Origin of the sequence: Lysinibacillus agricola (assembly GCF_016638705.1) — a bacterium.
Lineage (GTDB): Bacteria > Bacillota > Bacilli > Bacillales_A > Planococcaceae > Lysinibacillus > Lysinibacillus agricola.
The window spans coordinates 4,332,145-4,350,832 of sequence record NZ_CP067341.1; the positions used below are offsets into that span (position 1 = coordinate 4,332,145).

Sequence of the window (18,688 nt, forward strand, 5' to 3'; positions counted from 1 at the left end):
CCGATGTTGGTCACGAAGGCGTTATCACAGGACGTGATGGTTTTAGCCTTTGTTCCTCTATTGCTAATCCCCTAGGAGTGCCCAGCCTCCACTCCAATCAACTTATATATGGCATACGTTTAACAAATGTCATCCACAACTTTTGGTGATGAGCCAAATATTCATGTTTATTGATACGCCTTACAAATTTCCTGTAATCTCGTTATAACACGATCTGCTTCTTCCCATGAGTAAGCTGTTGCACCAGAAGCGAGCGGATGTCCACCACCATTAAATTCCTTGGCCAAAGTGTTAATAATAGGGCCTTTTGAGCGTAAACGTACACGAATCTGATCGGCCTCTTCAATGAAGACTACCCAAGCACAAATACCTTTCACACTTCCAAGACAGCCGACTAACAGAGACGCTTCTGACGCTACAACATTGAATTCTGCCAGCAATTCCTTTGTCAGCTTAATATGTGCCGCCCCATACTCATCCATTTTGAAATTTTGATAAATATACCCCTGTAAATTTAAAACCTTTTGATCCATTTCATACATTCCATCGAAAAATTTGATTTCGATCAAAATCATATGTAATAAGCTCCCCTGCAATTTTAAAAGTTTTGACTGTCGTACTTGGGAATTGGAATCGTCCTGTATCTCCTACAATACCAGCGAATAATAATCTTGCAGCTGCGTCAGATAACGTCCAGTTTGCTACTTCTTTCCCTTCCTCAAAAAGCTCATAAATCATTTCACTACAAGAGCTCGCAGTTGTATCCACCCATAGTAAATCACCATATGCATCATCATTTGGATGGTGGTCTATTTTAATGACCATTTTTCCTTTTGTATAGCGTTGATCGTCAACACGTTCAGTATTTGCCGTATCTGTCACAATAACTAAAGCATTATCGTATACATCATCCGTAATGTGATCTGGCTTCGCTAAAAATGATAAAGATTCATCATGTTCACCTACAGCAAAAACCTTCTTTTCAGGATAATTTGCTAAAATGAGCTCTTTTAAGCCTTGTTGAGATCCGTAAGCGTCCGGATCTGGACGTACATGGCGATGAATAACGATCGTTTCATATGAAGCAATTGTGTCGATGATTTGTCTTTTCAAATTAATTTCCCCCAAAATGATAGTAATAACCGTTAGCATTTTTCTTCAATAATCGTTACAATAATGACTAGTTATGCTAGGAGGTTTACTATGCTCAATTTAATATTTGTTTTTGCAATAATCATATCATTTGTTTTCTATTTTTATTTTAAAACAAAACAGTTTCGTTCACCATTACCCATTGCTAAAAATTGGTACAAAAGTAAAGCCAATGTAAGTTTTGGCGCATTTATTCTTGTATTTGGTTTCAATCAAGCGTATTTATTCCCTGGGTTATATACATTTATTATTGTAGCAATTCTTGTCGTTTTAGGCATCTTTGTTGTTATCGAAAATATTAAAAAGGTTCGTCACTACGGTCAATTTGTTGACGAAGAGTACCGAATTAACCAATGAATAATCAATTATGCCTCGGCATAATTGCCGCTGACGCTTCGCTTTCGCGCAGATAAACAATGCGTTGGAATCGGCTTTGTGCCTAGGCCTGCACGATGCAGATCAGTCGTTTTCGCATGGATGCGATGATTTTAGGCTAACATCCTTTTTTAGAACTCCCTTCCGATTCCGTGACATCCGTTGAAAGAAGTGAAAGGGATGACCTAGCATTTGTCCTAGGCCATCCCTTTTTGTGTCTTCTTAACGTTCTAGTAGTTGGAACATCATCATTGCCTTTCCGACAAGCATTTGTTGATTAAACACTTCGAAGTCCATTTTCACAAACTTACGACTCATGTCTAATATTCGAGGCCTTACCGTAAGAGTACTTTCCATTTGCACAGGCTTGATGAAATAAATCGTCATGTTTTCAGCAACTGCATCCCCACGTTTCCGGCGCTTTAACGCAAATGACCCTACTTCTGCTAACAAAGTTGTAAATGCTCCGTAAGAAATTGCCCCATATTGGTTTGTCATTTGAGGTGTTACTTTAAACTCTACGATTAATTCTTCATCGCCAAGCACCTTCATCTCATTTTTCACTAAATCATCAATTGTTTCACCATGCTGCGGCTGTCTTTGTGCAAGCTGAAGCGCCTTTAGTACATCTTGTCGACTAATTACACCTTGTAAAACATTGTCATCATCAACAATTGGTAACAGGTCAATCCCTTCCCAAATCATACGATGTCCTGCCGAAGCAACACTCATTTTCATCGATCCAGCAATCGGATTTTTTGTCATAACCTTTTCAATAAGCTCGTTTTCTTCTCGACCGATAACGTCTTTTACTGTAATCATCCCAATAAGCTTATTGTTTGCTGTAACAACAGGGAATGCACCATGAGTTGTTCGTTCATTTAGCTTGTGGAAATGTTGAATTGTTTCATCATTTCGAAGAACAGAAGTATCAGTCATCGGCACAAAAATATCTTCAATAAATAAAATATCCTTTTTGATTAATTGGTCATAAATTGCACGGTTAATCATTGTTGCCACAGTAAAGGTATCATAGCTTGTTGAAATGATCGGTAAGTCCAAGGAATCTGCAAGTAACTTGTTTTCCTCAGTTGTATCAAAGCCCCCTGTAATTAAAACAGCTGCACCCGCTCGCAGTGCATTTTCATGTGCTTTAATACGGTTACCAACGATGAGCAAGCTTCCTGCATCTGTATAACGCATCATATCTTCTAATTGCATGGCACCAATAACAAATTTCGTTAACGTTTTATGTAGACCTGTTTTTCCACCTAAAACTTGGCCGTCTATTATATTAACGATTTCAGCGAAGGTTAATCGCTCAATATTCTCTTTCTTTTTCTTCTCAATACGAATTGTTCCAACACGTTCAATAGAGCTTACTAAACGACGATTTTCCGCTTCCTTAATGGCACGGTAAGCCGTTCCCTCACTCACCTGCATTTCCTTTGCAATTTGACGTACTGAAATTTTATCGCCCACGGGTAGTGATTCGATGTATTGTAAAATCTTCTCATGTTTTGTAGACAAAATATCACCTATTTCTCAATCATCAATTCTGCTCTTAGTGTACCATATTTTTTATGAAAATATTTAATATAAAGTGATGAATTTGTTCAACTTTTCCCATCGTTTCAACTACGCACGTGGTGTCAATACATATAGTACAGCAGTGTCAATGATTAGGAACAGTTTACTTTTTCACCCGCTTTTAAAATTTGAACCTCTGAATTTTGCACTAAATCTGCAAAATTTTGTGGATTCTGCTCGATTGGAGGGAATGTATTGTAATGTACTGGTACGACAATTTTCGGCTTCAAAAATGAGACTGCACAAGCAGCGTCTTCTGGGCCCATTGTGAAATTGTCACCAATTGGTAAAAACGCAATATCAATAGGATGGCGTTCTCCAATTAATTTCATATCACTAAACAAAGCTGTATCTCCTGCATGATAGATTGTTAATCCTTCGATAAATAATAAAATTCCAGCCGGCATTCCCATATAAATGATTTCATTATTTTCAGTTACATATGACGAACCGTGGAAGGCTTGAGTAAATTTCACTTTACCAAAATCAAATTCCTTGGCCCCGCCTATATGCATTGGATGCGCTTTCACTCCTTGCCAAGAAATCCAATTAGCTAGCTCATTTGGTGCAATGACAAGCGCATCTTTTTTCTTTGCAAGCTCCACTGTATCCCCAACATGATCATTATGTCCATGTGTAAGTAAAATAATATCTGGTGCTTCATCAGCAACCTTCAAATCTGTTTGCCCATTCCCATTAATGAATGGATCAATCAATATTGTTTTTCCATTTGATTGAATTTTGACAACTGAATGACCATGATAACTAATTTCCATATAAGTTTCCTCCCAGCAGTACATATTGTGCTACATCATTTTTATTCGCTACCCATGCGATTTTTCCCTTTTTTTGATATGCTTGTACAGAGAATAATAGATTCTTTCCCAACAGAGCTATACCTAGTCCTTGTTAGGAAACAATTTTTCATTCGATTGAAGCCCATGCCGGGTAGGCTATAAATTTAGCTAAGCACGTGAAAATTTTTTCAATGCTATAAGAGGAGGAACTGTTTATGTCAAAGGTTGAAGAAATTCAAAACTATTTACAACAAAACCAAATTGATGCCGCTTTCGTAACAACACCAGACAATGTTTTTTATGTTTCAGGCTTTAAAAGTAATCCACATGAGAGATTACTAGGTGTGGTAATTTTTAAAGAGGCGGAACCTTTTTTAATTTGCCCACAAATGGAAATCCCAGATGCGAAGGATGCAGGTTGGCCTTATGAAGTCATTGGTCACCAAGATACTGAAAATTCAATGGAAGTTCTTGCACAAGCAATAAAGGCTCGTAATGTTAACCCACAAACTTTTGCCATTGAAAAAGCTCACCTCATTGTAGAGCGTTTAGAAGCTCTACAACAATCGTTCCCGCAGGCAAACTTTGTCCGTCTAGACGAAAAAATCAATGCTATGCGAGTAATTAAAGATGAAAATGAATTAGAAAAATTACGTAAAGCTGCTGAACTAGCTGATTATGCTATTGAAATTGGCTGTAAAGAAATCGCTGAAGGCAAAACAGAAATGGAAATCTTAACAGCGATAGAAAATGCTATTCAAGATAAAGGCTGCAAAATGTCCTTTGAGACAATGGTATTAAGTGGTCCAAAAACAGCCTCTCCACACGGTACACCAGGTGCTCGCAAAATCGAAAAAGGCGATATGGTATTATTCGATCTTGGCGTAATTTACGACGGTTATTGCTCTGACATTACGCGTACGGTTGCCTATGGTGAACCTAGTGAGGCACAAAAGGAAATCTACAACACGGTACTATCTGCTAACACAAATGCAATTGCAGCAGTAAAACCAGGTGTTCGTGCAATGGATTTAGATAAAATTGCTCGTGATACTATTTCTGAAGCAGGCTATGGTGAATATTTCACACATCGACTCGGTCATGGACTCGGCATTTCTGTACATGAATTCCCATCTGTTACAGGTGCAAATGAAATGACTATGGAGGAAGGCATGGTCTTCACAATTGAGCCAGGTATCTATAAATCTGATGTGACAGGCGTCCGTATTGAGGATGATGTAGTAGTAACTAAAGACGGAGTAGAAGTACTAACAAAATTCCCGAAAGATTTAATTGTACTGTAATTGAAAATATTTACTCAAGTAAAGTGAACTTTAATCAGTGGGGATTTTCTTCATCCTCCACTGATTATTAGTCTTCACCAGTCTAGCTTTTACGGGCAGTTAATCTCCACCTTAGTACAGATTAAATTACTGCCCGTTAATGCAGGATCGAGTAGGAGGGAGTGATTAACTCCCGACCTCTCCAACCACCGTACGTACGGATCCGTATACGGCGGTTCAATTAAGATGAATAACGCAAGATTTCATAACGAGCTTGCAGACTTTTGAGCCCTTGGTTACTCCAATAAGAGTTACCAAGGGTTCTGTGTAATATTGGACTTTTCGAAATACGCCAGTAACTCTTGCGAGTATTGCCCCATTCGTAAGCCTTCCAGTCTGGAACTCCTAAGCGAATGAGGTTGCGCACTTTCGTACGAGGTTTCTTCCAATCCTTCCATAAGCACATGCGAAGTCTTCTTCTAATCCATCCATCCAGTGATTCAAATATTGATTTCGTATCCGCTAATGCAAAGTAGCCACACCACCCAATTAAGTATTGATTCAATTGTTGAATTCGGTACTCCATTGGAAATGGCTTCTTTCTAGCTGTTAATTCCCGAATTTTGTTCTTCATTCGCTTTATGCTCTCTTTCGCAATTCGAACTTGTGGTTCTTTGCGGGAGGTAAAGCTAAATCCTAGGAATTTACGTTGCCAGGGACGAGCCACTGCGGATTTCTTCTCATTTATTTTTCAATCGTAGCGTCTTCTCAATAAAAGTTTTGATACTTGCCATCACTCGTTCTCCTGCTCGTTTTGTTTTCACATAAATATTGCAGTCATCGGCGTAACGGACAAATTTATGACCACGTTTCTCTAATTCTTTGTCTAATTCATCCAGTACAATGTTTGAGAGAAGTGGGCTCAGTGGTCCCCCTGGGGTGTTCCTTCATCTGTATCATAAACGACACCATTTATCATGACACCCGATTGTAAGTATCTACGAATCAGCTTGAGTAGAGGTTTATCAGAAATTTTCTTTGCTAATGTACTCATTAGACGGTCATGGTTTACTTTGTCGAAGAATTTCTCTAAGTCCATATCTACTACCCAGCGGTATCCTTCTTTTATATAGCCTTTGGCTTCTCGGATTGCATCGTGAGCACTTCGTTTTGGTCGAAATCCGTAACTATGATTCGAGAAGTTTGGGTCGTATAGGTTGGATAGCACTTGGGCAATCGCCTGTTGAATGAGTCGGTCTGTCACGGTTGGGATTCCTAATAGTCGCACACCGCCGTCAGGTTTCGGGATTTCGATTCTGCGAACTGGTTGTGGTTGGTAGGTTCCCTCAAGAATTTGTTTCTTAATCGTTAGCCAGTTTTCGACTACATGCTGTCGTAGGAATTTTACGGGCATTTTGTCTACTCCATGACTCCCTTTGTTTCGTTCCACCCTGTTTGAGTGCGAGAAGCAGATTCTCCCGTGATAATATTTGATTCATTAACATCTCGTTCGACTCCTCCGTGAATAGCTTGTCTTCTTATAACAGTTTCTACTGCACCCGCTCAATGTCCCTCATGGGATTCACCATTACCTCCATTAAGTCGGTCCTTCTGGATTTTTCTGTGTTTATCATAGAAAAACTGCATGCCAAGGGCTATTCTCTCCGAATTGTTCGGTCCTTCCCATTCATTCTAGAAGTGAATGGTACTATGACCTCTGCTGACTTCTGATGGTTCAGCTACCTATCGCTAAGTAGGTTACAAAGTGTACTTTGCGTTTCCATCAGACCTCCCCGGGTAAGCGCATGCACTTTCACACCATCTATCCGCCTCATTTACTCGATATGACCTTCGACAGAAAGGACTTTGTGTTGTTATGCACACTCATCCAATCATACCTAGCCTTATATGAGATTCGTGTTCCTCGGACCGGTGTTTTGCCTCCAGCTTCCTTCAGATTCCGCGTCGCCACGGACACCCTTGCTCTTGGCTAACCTCTACTTCTGTCTTCGAGGTTTGGGACTTGCACCCTATAGTTCATACGCATGCCGGGCGCACATAAAAAGGAAGCACCATTATAGCAGTGGTGCTTCCTTTCGTTATGTCATTTATTATTTTTCCAAATAATCAAGAGTTGCCTGTCCTAAAACATTTGCAGCAATGCGAAGCGAGCGTTCGTCAATATCAAATTTGGGATGGTGATGAGGATATACTTCCGTCCAAGAAGGGTTTTGTGCACCTACAAAGAAGAATGCACCTGGTTTTTCTTCTAAATAGTAAGCAAAATCTTCTCCACCCATCGTAGGATCGACAATTTCAACAGCTTCGACAATAGATACCTTTTTGGCTGCCTCGATAACATGCTCAGTTTCTGCTGGATGATTCACAACAGGTGGATAGCCTCTACGGTATTCATATTCATACTCAGCCTTTGTTAAATAGCAAGTAGCTATTAGTACTTCTTCAATTTCTTGTTCAAGGAGATCACGCTCTTCGTTATGGAATGTACGAACCGTTCCTTTCATATACACTTTATCTGCTATAACATTAAATGGGTTGAGTGCTTCAATATGTCCAATTGACACTACAGCTGGGCGTAGTGGATTTACTCGGCGTGCTACAAGCTGTTGTAAATTCGTAATAAATTGTGCAGCTAGTACAATCGAATCTTTCGTTTCATTTGGTGTAGAGCCATGCCCACCCTTCCCTTTGATTGTAATATCAATAGAATCTGCCGCAGCCATCAATGGTCCAGATGCAATTTGCACTTTACCAAGTTCTGCAGGAGCCCATAAATGCGTTCCGAAAATAACATCGACACCTTCTAGACAGCCATCCTCAATCATAGACTTTGCTCCACCCGGCGCTATTTCTTCTGCGTGTTGATGGATGAAAACAATCGTTCCTGCTAAATCTGCTTGCATTTTGTTTAATGCCTTCGCTAATACAAGTAGTGTTGCTGTATGACCATCATGCCCACAAGCGTGCATTCGACCCTTGATTTTAGATTGGAATGGTAGCCCTGTCTCTTCCGTAATTGCTAATGCATCGAAATCTGCTCGAAGTGCCACTGTTTTACCTGGTTTACCCCCAATAAGCTTTGCGACAACTCCATTACCCCCTACGCCTTCTCGCACCTCATGTCCTAATGCACGATGAAACGCAGCAATTGTTTTAGGGGTTTCTACCTCTTCAAAAGAAAGCTCTGGATTTTCATGAAAATGACGACGCAGTGTAATCATTTCCTCCTCAAATTGTTCAAGTAATGTTGAAAGTTGTACATGTTGTGTAGTCATTCAAACCCCTCCTATTATTATCAATTATGCCTCGGCATAATTGCGTCACTCAGTCGTGTGTTGTTGCTGTCGTTTCGCTTTCGCACAGATAAATTACCACAGAACATGGCGTTCTTAGATTGAGTTCCTCTATTTCAGCAAATGTCTTTTGTACCGAAAGCGTAGCGACAGGTACAGGTGTTTGAACACCCGCTGATGAGTAACTTAAATCCGCATTCATCTCACCACCTATAGTGGTGGGATTCTTCTGCTTAATGAAGATAAATGTAATCTCCTGGTCCAAGTGGTAATCCCAATAAGAACCAAATGGCGAATAATATAATCCAACCAATCGCGAAGAATATAGTATATGGGAATAACGCTGAAATTAGTGTTCCGATACCGATATTTTTATCGTAACGTCTTGCAAATGCTAATAAAATAGCAAAATATGCAAGCATCGGTGTAATAGGATTTGTAATCGAATCTCCTACCCGATACGCTACTTGTGTAACTGCTGGTGAATAATCAAGATACATAAACATCGGTACAAAAATCGGTGCTAATAATGCCCATTTTGCAGAGGCACTCGCAATCAGTAAATTAACGAATGCACAAATGATAACAAACCCGATAATCATTGGTAAACCTGTGAAATTTAATGCCTGTAAAAATTCTGCTCCTTTAATCGCAACAATTGAGCCAATATTACTCCAGTTGAAGTACGCAATCATTTGTGAAGCAACAAATGCAAGTACGATAAACGATGACATATCTGCAATTGATTTAAATATTTTTTCTGCTACGTCCTTGTCACTCTTCACCTCTTTTGCTGCAATACCATATGCCAACGCTGGTAATAGGAAAAAGAACAGCATAATTGGTACAATACCTGTCATAAATGGTGAATTTAAAAAGCCCCCTGTTTCAGGATCTCGTAGTAGACCGTTTGATGGTATAACTGTATATGCAATAATCGCAGAATATATAATAGCAACAATCGCTGCCCACCTTAAACCACGCATCTCTAGCGGTGTCAATGGTTCGAGTACGCTAATTTCTCCTTTATAATCGCCAAAGCGGGGTTCTGTAAACTTTTTTGTCACCCATGTACCGATAAATATTAAAAGAAATGTTGAAGCAATTAAGAAATAATAGTTCATTGTAGCGCGACCTGTATAATCTGGATCTACAATATGAGCAGCTGATTCTGTAATACCTAATAATAATACATCGAGTGAACTAATTAATAAGTTTGCACTAAAGCCACCAGCAACAGCCGCATACGTCACAATTAAACCTGCTAGAGGGTTACGTCCTACACTCATAAAAATAAGTGCTGCCACTGGAGGTAAAATAATGAAAGCCGCATCTGCAGCCAAATTGCCCACTAAACCTGTTAAAATAATCACTGGTACAATCAATTTTTGTGGTGCGCTCATAACAGTCTTTTTCATAATCGCAGAAATCAGACCTGTCTGTTCCGCCAAACCAATTCCAATCATTGATACAATAACTAAGCCAAGTGGCGGAAATCCTGTGAAATTACTTTGCATTTGTGTAACGATTAAAATTAAGCCCTCTCGACTCAATAAATTAACGACCTCTATCGTTTCATTCGTTCCTGGTTTTACAGCCGAAACACCCATTGCATCTAATACCCAAGAAAAGACGAGTACTAATAATGCCATAATAACAAATAATGTAATCGGATCTGGCAGTTTATTACCAGTACGTTCAATTATGTCGAGCATCTTATTGACAAACGATTTTTTTTGAGTTTTTTCATGTTGCATATATTTCATCCTCTTTACTTTCAATAATTCACCTAAAATAGCAACTAATTAAAATATTCTGTTTTTTATGTACCAAAAGATTCACTATAAGTCCTTTTAAAAAAGTTGTTTATATAAAGGGGATGAAATCTATTAGTATTGGAATATTATATTGAAATGCTAGAATAATAATGAGGGAGCGTATCAAATTGAACTGCTCCCTTATTTTCATTTATTGAATTAACTCATCAACATTTACATATGGCAGACCTTGAGAATCTGCAACAGCCTTGTAAACTAGATGACCATCTATAGTATTAACACCTTTTTTCAGTGCAGCGTTTTCACCACATGCTTGTCTATAACCCTTATTTGCAATTTGAAGTGCATAAGGAATTGTATTATTTGTTAAAGCAATTGTTGATGTACGTGGTACAGCCCCTGGCATATTCGCTACTGCATAATGCACAACTCCATGTTTTACATAAGTTGGGTCATCATGTGTCGTCACACGATCGGATGTCGCAAAAATACCGCCTTGGTCAATGGCAATATCAACAACTACTGAGCCTGGTTGCATTGACTGAATCATTTCCTCAGAAACAAGTTTTGGTGCTTTAGCGCCAGGAATTAAAACGGCTCCGACTACTAAATCTGAGTTTTTCACTGATTCTGCAATATTATAAGGATTGGACATTAATGTTTGAACATCACGACCAAACAGATCCTCTAATTGACGTAAACGCTCTGGACTTAAATCGATGACCGTTACATCTGCACCCATTCCGACAGCTATTTTCGCCGCATTTGTTCCAGCAATACCGCCACCGATAACAGTTACTTTACCACGTGGTACACCTGATACGCCGCCCAGTAAAATACCTTTACCTTCATGATTTTTCTCTAAGAATTGAGCACCAATCTGCGTTGCCATTTTACCTGCAACCTCACTCATTGGTGTTAAAAGCGGTAAAGAACCATTTGCTAATTGCACTGTCTCATAAGCAATGCCTACAACTCTTTTATTTAAAAGTGCCTGTGTTAATTCAAGCTCTGGCGCTAAATGTAAATAAGTAAATAAGATTTGACCTTCATAGAAGTAATCGTATTCTGATGCTACGGGTTCCTTTACTTTCATGATCATTTCTTGCGCCCATGCCTCTTTTGCTGTCTCAACAATATGAGCACCTGCTGCAAGGTAGTCTGCATTTGTAAAGCTTGAGCCCAAACCTGCTCCAGTTTCAATGTACACCTCATGGCCTGCATGTGTTAATGTGACAACCCCTGCTGGTGTCATAGCTACACGATTTTCGTTGTTTTTAATCTCTTTTGGAATACCAATCTTCATCTTCCCTATCCCCTTCCATTACCTAAAAAAATAAGCATCATTTTGTTACACACACTTCGATGTATTGATGCACCCCTTGCATTTCCATATTACCAAACATAAACAAAAAATGCTTTAATTAAAATAATAATAGATAAAATTCACAATATTCTAATAATGTAAAATAATAAAAGTGGATGAACATAGTAAATCAACACATCTAATTTTTAATATTTTGTTTAAGTCAACGTGTAACGATTCCTATGAAAACATTGATGCGCGCTACTGCAAAGCGCCACATATGTAATGAAATATGCTTCTGGTAGTAATACTTATTTTGCGAATTTAAGGAGGTGTAATCGTTAAGGAAAAATTGAAATCACTGTAAATGTCTTCACTTTTTCACATTTTTTCTTTCGGAAAGTATTTCCTTTAGAAAATCATTTGGTATAATCAACATATACAAATCAGGGAGGTAATTTCAAATGGCTAATCAATATAAAAGCATTGTAGTTGCAGTAGACGGTTCTAAGGAAGCAGAATACGCTTTCCGTAAATCGATTGACGTTGCAAAACGTAACGAAGGTGCTGTATTAAATCTAGTAAATGTTATTGACACTCGTTCATTCGCTGCAATCGAAGCATATGACCGTTCAATTGCTGAGCGTGCTCAAGCATTCTCTGAAGAACTATTAAATGGTTACAAAAAACAAGCTGAAGAAGAAGGCTTAGCAAACGTTAACCTTGTAATTGAATACGGCTCACCAAAAAATATCATTACAAAAGAGCTTTCTAAAATCGTAGACGCAGACTTAATCATCTGTGGTGCAACTGGTCTAAATGCAGTAGAACGCTTCCTAATCGGTTCAGTTTCTGAAGCAATTGTACGCTCAGCTAAATGTGACGTACTTGTTATCCGTACACCTGAAATTTAATTTTGCATTACATAAAAGGTATCCAATTTCGGATACCTTTTTCATATTGTTGAAAAAACTATTATGTCAATGAGATTAAAGGGTCGTAAAACGAAGTGTCAGCGGCAACGCAGCGGAGGAAGCGGCTCGTCGCTCGCCCGCAGGAAAACGAGTAGCCCGTAGCGGAAATCAGACTTCTAATTAATTAGGATGGATAAAAAATGGTTAATCAACATACCTGATTTTTTATAGCACAATTAAAAAAATTCACATCAGAAAAGCGCAAGAAATCAACGTTTCTAAAATTGATTTCTTGCGCTTTTTAAGGTTTTGACCAATTATGTCTCAGCCTCTTTTTACTTATTTCTCTTCTTGCCACATCTTCACTTTGTCAAAGAACATAGCAAGAGCTTGTTTATTTTGCATATTTGGCACTTTTGCTAACAACACCTCTTTAGGTGCCTTGAAATCCTTACTTTGCTTTTGTAAAATGACAATGCTCTTTTCAAGGGCTTTATTAGCGAACATTGTATCTGGCAATTGAATAATTGCTTGAATCCAAGCATGCTTTTGAATGTATTTATGCAGTTGTTTCGACTGCTCAGAATCAAAGAGATGGGTTGGTGCTAGGAAAAATAAGTAGCCTCCATCCTTCGTATAGTTAATGGACTGCTCAATAAATAAGTGGTGTGCATAACTCATTCCTTCTGAAGCGCATAGTTCATACTCTAACGCAACATCTTCATTCGGATAATATCCGACTGGCAGATCACAAACAATAGCATCAACAGGATTTACTAATAGATTTTGTAAAGCATCTTGGCGATATAATGAAACCGGTTGCTCCGTCAAATCAGCAGTAGCAGCCGCTAATCGAATAAGTAGCTCATCAACCTCCACACCTGTTGCTTCTATTTTCCCATCTAATAAATTCATAACTGTTAGTAGTAAATTCCCTGTACCTACTGCAGGATCCAAAATAGAAATTTTTTCTGTTTCTAGACGATCTGCAAATATTTGCTCCACAAAATAACCAACTAATAACCCAAGAGTATCCGGTGTCATTTGGTGATTCGGCTGAGAGCCTTTTCGCATCCCCTTTAAAACAGCAATTTGAATTGCTTTGCGCACATCTTCCTTCGTAGCACCGTCTTGTGAAAAATTAACTTCCCCATCCAACCATGCCTCTAAGCCATCTAAAATACCCTCTAGCAATGTAGTATTATGTTCTTTTTCTGTCTTTTCAGCATGTTCATTTAGCATACCAAATAACTTCTCGATATTTTCCATACATAACTTCCTTTCACGCAGAAAAGAGCCGTGACAAAAACTTGTCACAGCCCCTTTGTCTAGTAATATCTTAGCCTAAAATCAATAAATTATGCTAGTGATTTGACAGCTGCAATTGCCGCTTCATAGTTTGGATGGTCTGTTGCCTCAGGAACATATTCCACATATGTCACTTTGTCATTTGCATCTACAACAAATACTGCACGTGTTAGAAGACGTAATTCTTGGATGTAGACACCGTATGCTTCACCAAATGACAGGTCACGGTGATCTGAAACTGTTTGAACAGCATCAATCCCCGCTGCACCACACCAACGTTTTTGAGCAAATGGAAGGTCAACAGATACCGTATAGATAACTACATTATCACCTAAGCTTGCTGCCGCTTCATTAAAACGACGTGTTTGCGCATCGCATACGCCAGTATCCAATGATGGTACAACACTAAATAAACGAATTTTCCCCTTTGACTCTTTTAATGTAACAGGTGACAGGTCATTCGCTAATACAGTGAAATCTGGTGCTTGGTCTCCAACCTTTACTTCGTTACCTACAAGTGTTACTGGGCCATTTTTAAATGTTACTTGTGCCATATAAACGCCTCCTAATTATCATATGTACATAATATTACTAAATGTAGGGAATTAATTGCAACTGAGACAGCTTATCAAAAACGGTTTTGAAAAATTCTTTTCGCACCTGTGCAACCTTGTTTGCTTAGGGCTGCACCATTTTCCAGGATCATCACCATAACGTGTGGTTGATTTCCGACTGGACGTTTTGTTGCTGACGCTTCGCTTTCGCACAGAGCAGAGCTTCCTGGGGGCGTCCGATGAGCCAATTTGCTTGACGCTGATCCCCAAGAAGTCGCCCAGTCGGAACGAAGATCAAACTATATACATGGCATACATTTTCTAACTAGCTATCCATCAATTACTGTTTTATCACAAAAACAAAGAGCTGTCTCACTATAACGAGACAGCTCTAACCATTATTCTTCGTTTTTTTCCTCATGCTTTTTAGGTTCAGGTTTTTCCTCTAGAGGTGCAGCTTCAGAATTTTCCTCTTTAATTGGCAAAGATGGTTGCATAATATCTTTTTCAATATAAACTTTTTCATGAACAACTGTTGTATCCGCAAAAAAATCATGTAGACCTTGATTGTTCGGTAAAATACCTACAAGAATATAAAGTGGTATAAAAATGTTGTTTATGATACGCCCTATCCAATCACGGAATAACACATCTGACCAAGTCAGCTTCTCATGTTTTAATGAAATAACACGTAATCCAAATATCATTTTCCCTAATGTTTGACCAAAAAATTTCGTCATTAATACGAAATAGCTGTAATAGAGAATAGCAGATATAATCGACATTGGTGCATACCACACTGTTTCAGATAATGACCAATCCATTAGATAAAAAATTGGATTAACGAGAACCCCGCCTACTGCTGTAATAATTAATCCATCCAATAAAAATGCCCAAAAACGTATCCAAAAGCCTGCTGTTTTTAATGCATAATTTTTATTCGTAATTGGCTTATCAATTAGGAGAGCATTCTCCATAGAGGGTGAACTTTGCATAACAATTTCATTGTTTGTCATTGTACTCCCTCCTTAGTATTCGCCATATAGGTACATCATTTTTGGTGCTTTATAATCCGCCATAATTTTCATCAGCATTTTTTCTTCAGCAGATGGACCAAACATTGATCCAATCTTCATACCCACATACGATTGCCAGCCACCCACATCATATGAATACTCAAATAATTCTGCGTCCTCTAAACCAAAGTCTTCACGCAATGCAGTAACTGTTGCTTCTTCATCACCAATTGCATCAGTTAAGCCTGCTTCAAGAGCCTTTGTACCACTAAGGATTCGACCATCTGCAACTTTTTTTACATCAGCTTCAGACATATTACGTCCATTTTCAACAATATTAACGAACTCCTCATATGTTTCATTAATCATATCTTGCATCATAGCACGCTCTTCTGCTGTCACTTCACGCATTGGACTAAGCATATCCTTATGTTCACCAGATTTAAACGTTTCATATTTAAAACCAACTTTTTCAGCAAGCGCCTGATAATTAATGGATTGCATAATGACACCAATCGAACCTGTAATTGTATCACGTTGCGCAAATATTTTATCTGCAGGTGCTGAAATGTAATAACCACCTGAAGCTGCCATAGAATCCATAGAAACATAGATTGGAATTTGTCGCTCTTCTTTAATTTTTAAAAGCTTTTTATATATTTCTGCTGATTCCTTTACACCGCCACCTGGTGAATTAACACTTAAGACGATACCTTGCACAGACTTATCATTTAAAATATTGTCTAATTGATTTAAGAAAAATTGATGATCATACGTAACTGGTTGCCATAATGTACTTGATCCAATATCTTGAATCGTACCATCAACCTTTAAGTAAGCAATACGTTTATCCATATTGCCGTTTTCTTTAACCTTTTCCATTACCGCCAAATTGTTCCCATCCACTAAGCTATCAAAATTGCTAAAGAGATTCGATTTAAATATTGCAAAAATGGTGTTGATCCCCAAGGAAAATACTAATAATACACCTGCAATTATTAAAGCAGCCCACCTTTTAACATTCATGTCTTTCCGCCTCCTCATAACGTTATACGATTGACATTTTAATTTGTTTCATTTTATTGCAATAATATGGCCCATCACTATAACATGGGGTTAATCCCCGTTCCGACTGGGCGCTCTCTTTGGGGCGTCCGATGAGCCGCTTGGGGCAACATTTATGTGCGAAAGCAAAGCGACAGCGACAAATGTTTTCTGTGCGACAGCCACAGAATGTTGGTCACGAAGTCATTATCACAGGCCGTGATGCTTTTAGTCTCCGTTTACCCGGCTCGCTCTAGAGTCTCATCTGACGCTAATCCACAGGGAATCGCCCAGCCTCTACTCCAATCAACTTATAGACATGTCATACGTTTTAATAAATGCCATCTCTAAATTTTGGTAATGAGCCAATTTATGCAACAGTTTTAACCTATTCAACCTATAATACATTACCTAATTTTATAAAAAAAATCAAAGTTCATAAAAAATAGGAACTTTGATTTTCGACATTATTTCCTAGGAAATTAATAATGACTGATATATTGAATTTTCTCTTGCTGACGCAATTCGACACGACGAATTTTACCTGATGTAGTCTTTGGTAGCTCTGTTACAAACTCAATCGCACGAGGATATTTATAAGGTGCTGTTAAAGTTTTTACATGGTTTTGTAGTTTTTTAATAAGTGTTTCATTACCAATCACTCCATCATGAAGCACAACAAACGCCTTTACAATATTTCCACGAACCTCATCTGGACTTGCAACAACGGCAGTTTCTTTAACTGTTGGATGCTTCAATAATGCATCTTCTACTTCAAATGGACCTATCGTATAGCCAGACGATATAATGACATCATCTCCTCGTCCTTCAAACCAAAAATAGCCATCTTCATCTTTATATGCACGATCTCCGGTAATATACCAATCGCCTCTAAATTGTAAATTTGTACGTTCTGGATCATTCAAATATTTTTTAAATAACGCGGGTGTTTCACAATGTACAGCAATGTCTCCAACTTCTCCAATTGCAACAGGATTTCCAAAATCATTGATAATTTCAACTGTATTACCCGGAGTAGGTTTACCCATTGAACCCATTCTAGCCCCCATTCCTACCATTGTACCAACAAGTAATGTATTTTCTGTTTGTCCATAGCCATCTCGTACTTGTAAATTCAAGACCTCCGAAAATACTTTTATCACTTCGCTATTTAAAGGTTCACCCGCTGACACAGCCTGACGGATTGTACTTAAATTGAAATCTTGTAAATTTTCAAGCGCTGCCATAAATCGATATTCGGTTGGTGTACAGCACAGAATATTAATATTGAATTTTTCAAGCAGCCCAAGATATGTTGCCGCATCAAAGTTACCTTTGTAGACAAATGCTGTTGCACCGCTTCCTAATGTAGCGAGGAACGGACTCCAGATCCATTTTTGCCAGCCTGGAGCTGCTGTTGCCCATACAATGTCACCTTCTTGGACACCTAACCAATTCGGTGCAGTCGTTCTTAAGTGTGCATAACCCCAACTATGTGTATGTACGGCTGCCTTTGGATTGCCCGTAGTACCACTCGTATATGCTAAAAATGCAATGTCTGTACTCTTAGTTGGTGTAGAACTTATATAGGTTGTTGGTTGGCTTTGCATTTTTTCAAGCAACGGCTGCCAAGGTTCATGTGCATAACCAATGACAAATCGCTGTATGTTTTGTAAATTTTCCACATCATTAAATTGTTCAATATAAGGCTCAAATGCAACAACACCTTTTGCATTAGCATGATTGATTCGATATTCAATATCTTTAGTTCTCAGCATTTCTGAGCTTGGGATAATGGTTAAACCTGCCTTTAAGGCAGCAATATATACGATATACGCTTCAACTGACCTCGGCACCATGACTAAAATAACATCACCTTTTGTTAAACCTTGAGATGTAAGTACATGCGCTGCCTGATTCGCCTTTTCAAGTAAAGTAGCATATGTTATGTACTGAATTTCCTCGTCTTCGTTATAAACTATTAATGCATTTTTGGTAGAATCCTTTGCATATTTTTCAATTTCCTCTGAAATGTTATACCATTCTGGTGCAATTAAATCTTGTCTTTTCATGGCAAATGCCCCCTTTTGTTATGCTCATTATAAAACTCAATTTTCATCATTTTCAATGGAAGGTACTCTATTTTAATAAAGTCATGACAACTATCATGCTCTGCTATATGGCATCAGTCACGAATTGGTTCTAAAAAATCTCCCTATTGAACACGAATGAAAAATATGGTACATTTTGGTCAACT

General features: G+C 38.4%; 16 protein-coding genes and 2 pseudogenes. 4 read left to right on the forward strand and 14 right to left on the reverse strand.

All coding sequences use genetic code 11. From position 1 onward, the window contains the following. Window positions 1–167 precede the first annotated feature (167 nt). Window positions 168–1,113: pseudogene (locus tag FJQ98_RS21640) on the reverse strand (DHH family phosphoesterase). Between the two features lie 90 nt (window positions 1,114–1,203). On the opposite strand from FJQ98_RS21640, the gene FJQ98_RS21645 reads away from it, so the two are divergent. Next, a complete protein-coding gene (locus FJQ98_RS21645; RefSeq protein WP_053592385.1) occupies window positions 1,204–1,509 on the forward strand; it encodes a YtpI family protein in 306 nt (101 codons plus the stop codon). 240 nt (window positions 1,510–1,749) lie between these two features. Here FJQ98_RS21645 and FJQ98_RS21650 read toward each other — a convergent pair whose 3' ends face one another. Together FJQ98_RS21650 and FJQ98_RS21655 are read right to left on the reverse strand one after the other, a co-directional pair. Beyond that, on the reverse strand, window positions 1,750–3,057 hold the full coding sequence (locus tag FJQ98_RS21650) for a DRTGG domain-containing protein (RefSeq protein ID WP_053592384.1): 1,308 nt from the start codon (window positions 3,055–3,057) through the stop codon (window positions 1,750–1,752). 152 nt (window positions 3,058–3,209) lie between these two features. Then, a complete protein-coding gene (locus FJQ98_RS21655; protein WP_053592383.1) occupies window positions 3,210–3,893 on the reverse strand; it encodes a metal-dependent hydrolase in 684 nt (227 codons plus the stop codon). A 236-nt stretch (window positions 3,894–4,129) separates the two neighbouring features. Between FJQ98_RS21655 and FJQ98_RS21660 the strand changes: the two genes are divergently transcribed. Next, a complete protein-coding gene (locus tag FJQ98_RS21660) occupies window positions 4,130–5,218 on the forward strand; it encodes a M24 family metallopeptidase (RefSeq protein WP_053592382.1) in 1,089 nt (362 codons plus the stop codon). A gap of 220 nt (window positions 5,219–5,438) precedes the next feature. Here the strand turns inward: FJQ98_RS21660 and ltrA are convergent. From ltrA to ald, 5 genes and pseudogenes are all read right to left on the reverse strand, one after another. Further along, a pseudogene (ltrA, locus tag FJQ98_RS21665) lies at window positions 5,439–6,702 on the reverse strand (group II intron reverse transcriptase/maturase). A 606-nt stretch (window positions 6,703–7,308) separates the two neighbouring features. Further along, window positions 7,309–8,493: a M20 metallopeptidase family protein gene (locus FJQ98_RS21670; protein ID WP_053592380.1), complete on the reverse strand. Its 1,185-nt coding sequence runs from the start codon at window positions 8,491–8,493 to the stop codon at window positions 7,309–7,311. 49 nt (window positions 8,494–8,542) lie between these two features. Continuing rightward, window positions 8,543–8,713: a hypothetical protein gene (locus FJQ98_RS21675; RefSeq protein WP_158002940.1), complete on the reverse strand. Its 171-nt coding sequence runs from the start codon at window positions 8,711–8,713 to the stop codon at window positions 8,543–8,545. 31 nt (window positions 8,714–8,744) lie between these two features. After that, window positions 8,745–10,268 (reverse strand): AbgT family transporter, encoded by a 1,524-nt coding sequence (locus FJQ98_RS21680; RefSeq protein ID WP_053592379.1) that lies wholly within the window; start codon window positions 10,266–10,268, stop codon window positions 8,745–8,747. Window positions 10,269–10,479: 211 nt separating this feature from the next. After that, window positions 10,480–11,595: an alanine dehydrogenase gene (gene ald, locus FJQ98_RS21685; RefSeq protein WP_053592378.1), complete on the reverse strand. Its 1,116-nt coding sequence runs from the start codon at window positions 11,593–11,595 to the stop codon at window positions 10,480–10,482. Between the two features lie 464 nt (window positions 11,596–12,059). Between ald and FJQ98_RS21690 the strand changes: the two genes are divergently transcribed. Beyond that, a complete protein-coding gene (locus FJQ98_RS21690) occupies window positions 12,060–12,509 on the forward strand; it encodes a universal stress protein (RefSeq protein ID WP_053592377.1) in 450 nt (149 codons plus the stop codon). Window positions 12,510–12,848: 339 nt separating this feature from the next. Here the strand turns inward: FJQ98_RS21690 and FJQ98_RS21695 are convergent, their stop codons facing one another. The 5 genes from FJQ98_RS21695 to sppA form a co-directional block, all read right to left on the reverse strand. Next, window positions 12,849–13,778, reverse strand: a complete 930-nt coding sequence (locus FJQ98_RS21695; RefSeq protein ID WP_053592376.1) for a class I SAM-dependent methyltransferase — start codon at window positions 13,776–13,778, stop codon at window positions 12,849–12,851. An 89-nt stretch (window positions 13,779–13,867) separates the two neighbouring features. Continuing rightward, the gene (tpx, locus tag FJQ98_RS21700) at window positions 13,868–14,371 is read right to left on the reverse strand and encodes a thiol peroxidase (RefSeq protein ID WP_053592375.1); all 504 of its coding nucleotides are present in this window, start codon (window positions 14,369–14,371) and stop codon (window positions 13,868–13,870) included. A gap of 74 nt (window positions 14,372–14,445) precedes the next feature. Further along, a complete protein-coding gene (locus FJQ98_RS21705) occupies window positions 14,446–14,619 on the reverse strand; it encodes a hypothetical protein (protein WP_158002939.1) in 174 nt (57 codons plus the stop codon). A 150-nt stretch (window positions 14,620–14,769) separates the two neighbouring features. Continuing rightward, on the reverse strand, window positions 14,770–15,387 hold the full coding sequence (locus FJQ98_RS21710) for an RDD family protein (RefSeq protein WP_053592374.1): 618 nt from the start codon (window positions 15,385–15,387) through the stop codon (window positions 14,770–14,772). 12 nt (window positions 15,388–15,399) lie between these two features. Further along, window positions 15,400–16,413, reverse strand: coding sequence for a signal peptide peptidase SppA (sppA, locus tag FJQ98_RS21715; protein WP_053592373.1), 1,014 nt, complete (start codon window positions 16,411–16,413; stop codon window positions 15,400–15,402). A gap of 131 nt (window positions 16,414–16,544) precedes the next feature. Between sppA and FJQ98_RS21720 the strand changes: the two genes are divergently transcribed. Beyond that, complete coding sequence (locus FJQ98_RS21720; protein WP_158002938.1) at window positions 16,545–16,688, forward strand: hypothetical protein; 144 nt, start codon at window positions 16,545–16,547, stop codon at window positions 16,686–16,688. A 225-nt stretch (window positions 16,689–16,913) separates the two neighbouring features. On the opposite strand, the gene mbcS is transcribed toward FJQ98_RS21720, so the two are convergent. Further along, a complete protein-coding gene (mbcS, locus tag FJQ98_RS21725) occupies window positions 16,914–18,503 on the reverse strand; it encodes an acyl-CoA synthetase MbcS (RefSeq protein WP_053592372.1) in 1,590 nt (529 codons plus the stop codon). Window positions 18,504–18,688: the final 185 nt, after the last annotated feature.

Bases quoted from the DNA above. Each gene is read 5' to 3' on its own strand.
- FJQ98_RS21680 (WP_053592379.1), bottom strand. From the start codon at position 10,268: ATGCAACATGAAAAAACTCAAAAAAAATCGTTTGTCAATAAGATGCTC.
- FJQ98_RS21645 (WP_053592385.1), top strand. From the start codon at position 1,204: ATGCTCAATTTAATATTTGTTTTTGCAATAATCATATCATTTGTTTTC.
- FJQ98_RS21695 (WP_053592376.1), bottom strand. From the start codon at position 13,778: ATGGAAAATATCGAGAAGTTATTTGGTATGCTAAATGAACATGCTGAA.
- FJQ98_RS21675 (WP_158002940.1), bottom strand. From the start codon at position 8,713: ATGAATGCGGATTTAAGTTACTCATCAGCGGGTGTTCAAACACCTGTA.
- FJQ98_RS21655 (WP_053592383.1), bottom strand. From the start codon at position 3,893: ATGGAAATTAGTTATCATGGTCATTCAGTTGTCAAAATTCAATCAAAT.
- ald (WP_053592378.1), bottom strand. From the start codon at position 11,595: ATGAAGATTGGTATTCCAAAAGAGATTAAAAACAACGAAAATCGTGTA.
- FJQ98_RS21710 (WP_053592374.1), bottom strand. From the start codon at position 15,387: ATGACAAACAATGAAATTGTTATGCAAAGTTCACCCTCTATGGAGAAT.
- mbcS (WP_053592372.1), bottom strand. From the start codon at position 18,503: ATGAAAAGACAAGATTTAATTGCACCAGAATGGTATAACATTTCAGAG.
- FJQ98_RS21720 (WP_158002938.1), top strand. From the start codon at position 16,545: ATGAGCCGCTTGGGGCAACATTTATGTGCGAAAGCAAAGCGACAGCGA.
- FJQ98_RS21670 (WP_053592380.1), bottom strand. From the start codon at position 8,493: ATGACTACACAACATGTACAACTTTCAACATTACTTGAACAATTTGAG.
- sppA (WP_053592373.1), bottom strand. From the start codon at position 16,413: ATGAATGTTAAAAGGTGGGCTGCTTTAATAATTGCAGGTGTATTATTA.
- FJQ98_RS21690 (WP_053592377.1), top strand. From the start codon at position 12,060: ATGGCTAATCAATATAAAAGCATTGTAGTTGCAGTAGACGGTTCTAAG.
- tpx (WP_053592375.1), bottom strand. From the start codon at position 14,371: ATGGCACAAGTAACATTTAAAAATGGCCCAGTAACACTTGTAGGTAAC.
- FJQ98_RS21660 (WP_053592382.1), top strand. From the start codon at position 4,130: ATGTCAAAGGTTGAAGAAATTCAAAACTATTTACAACAAAACCAAATT.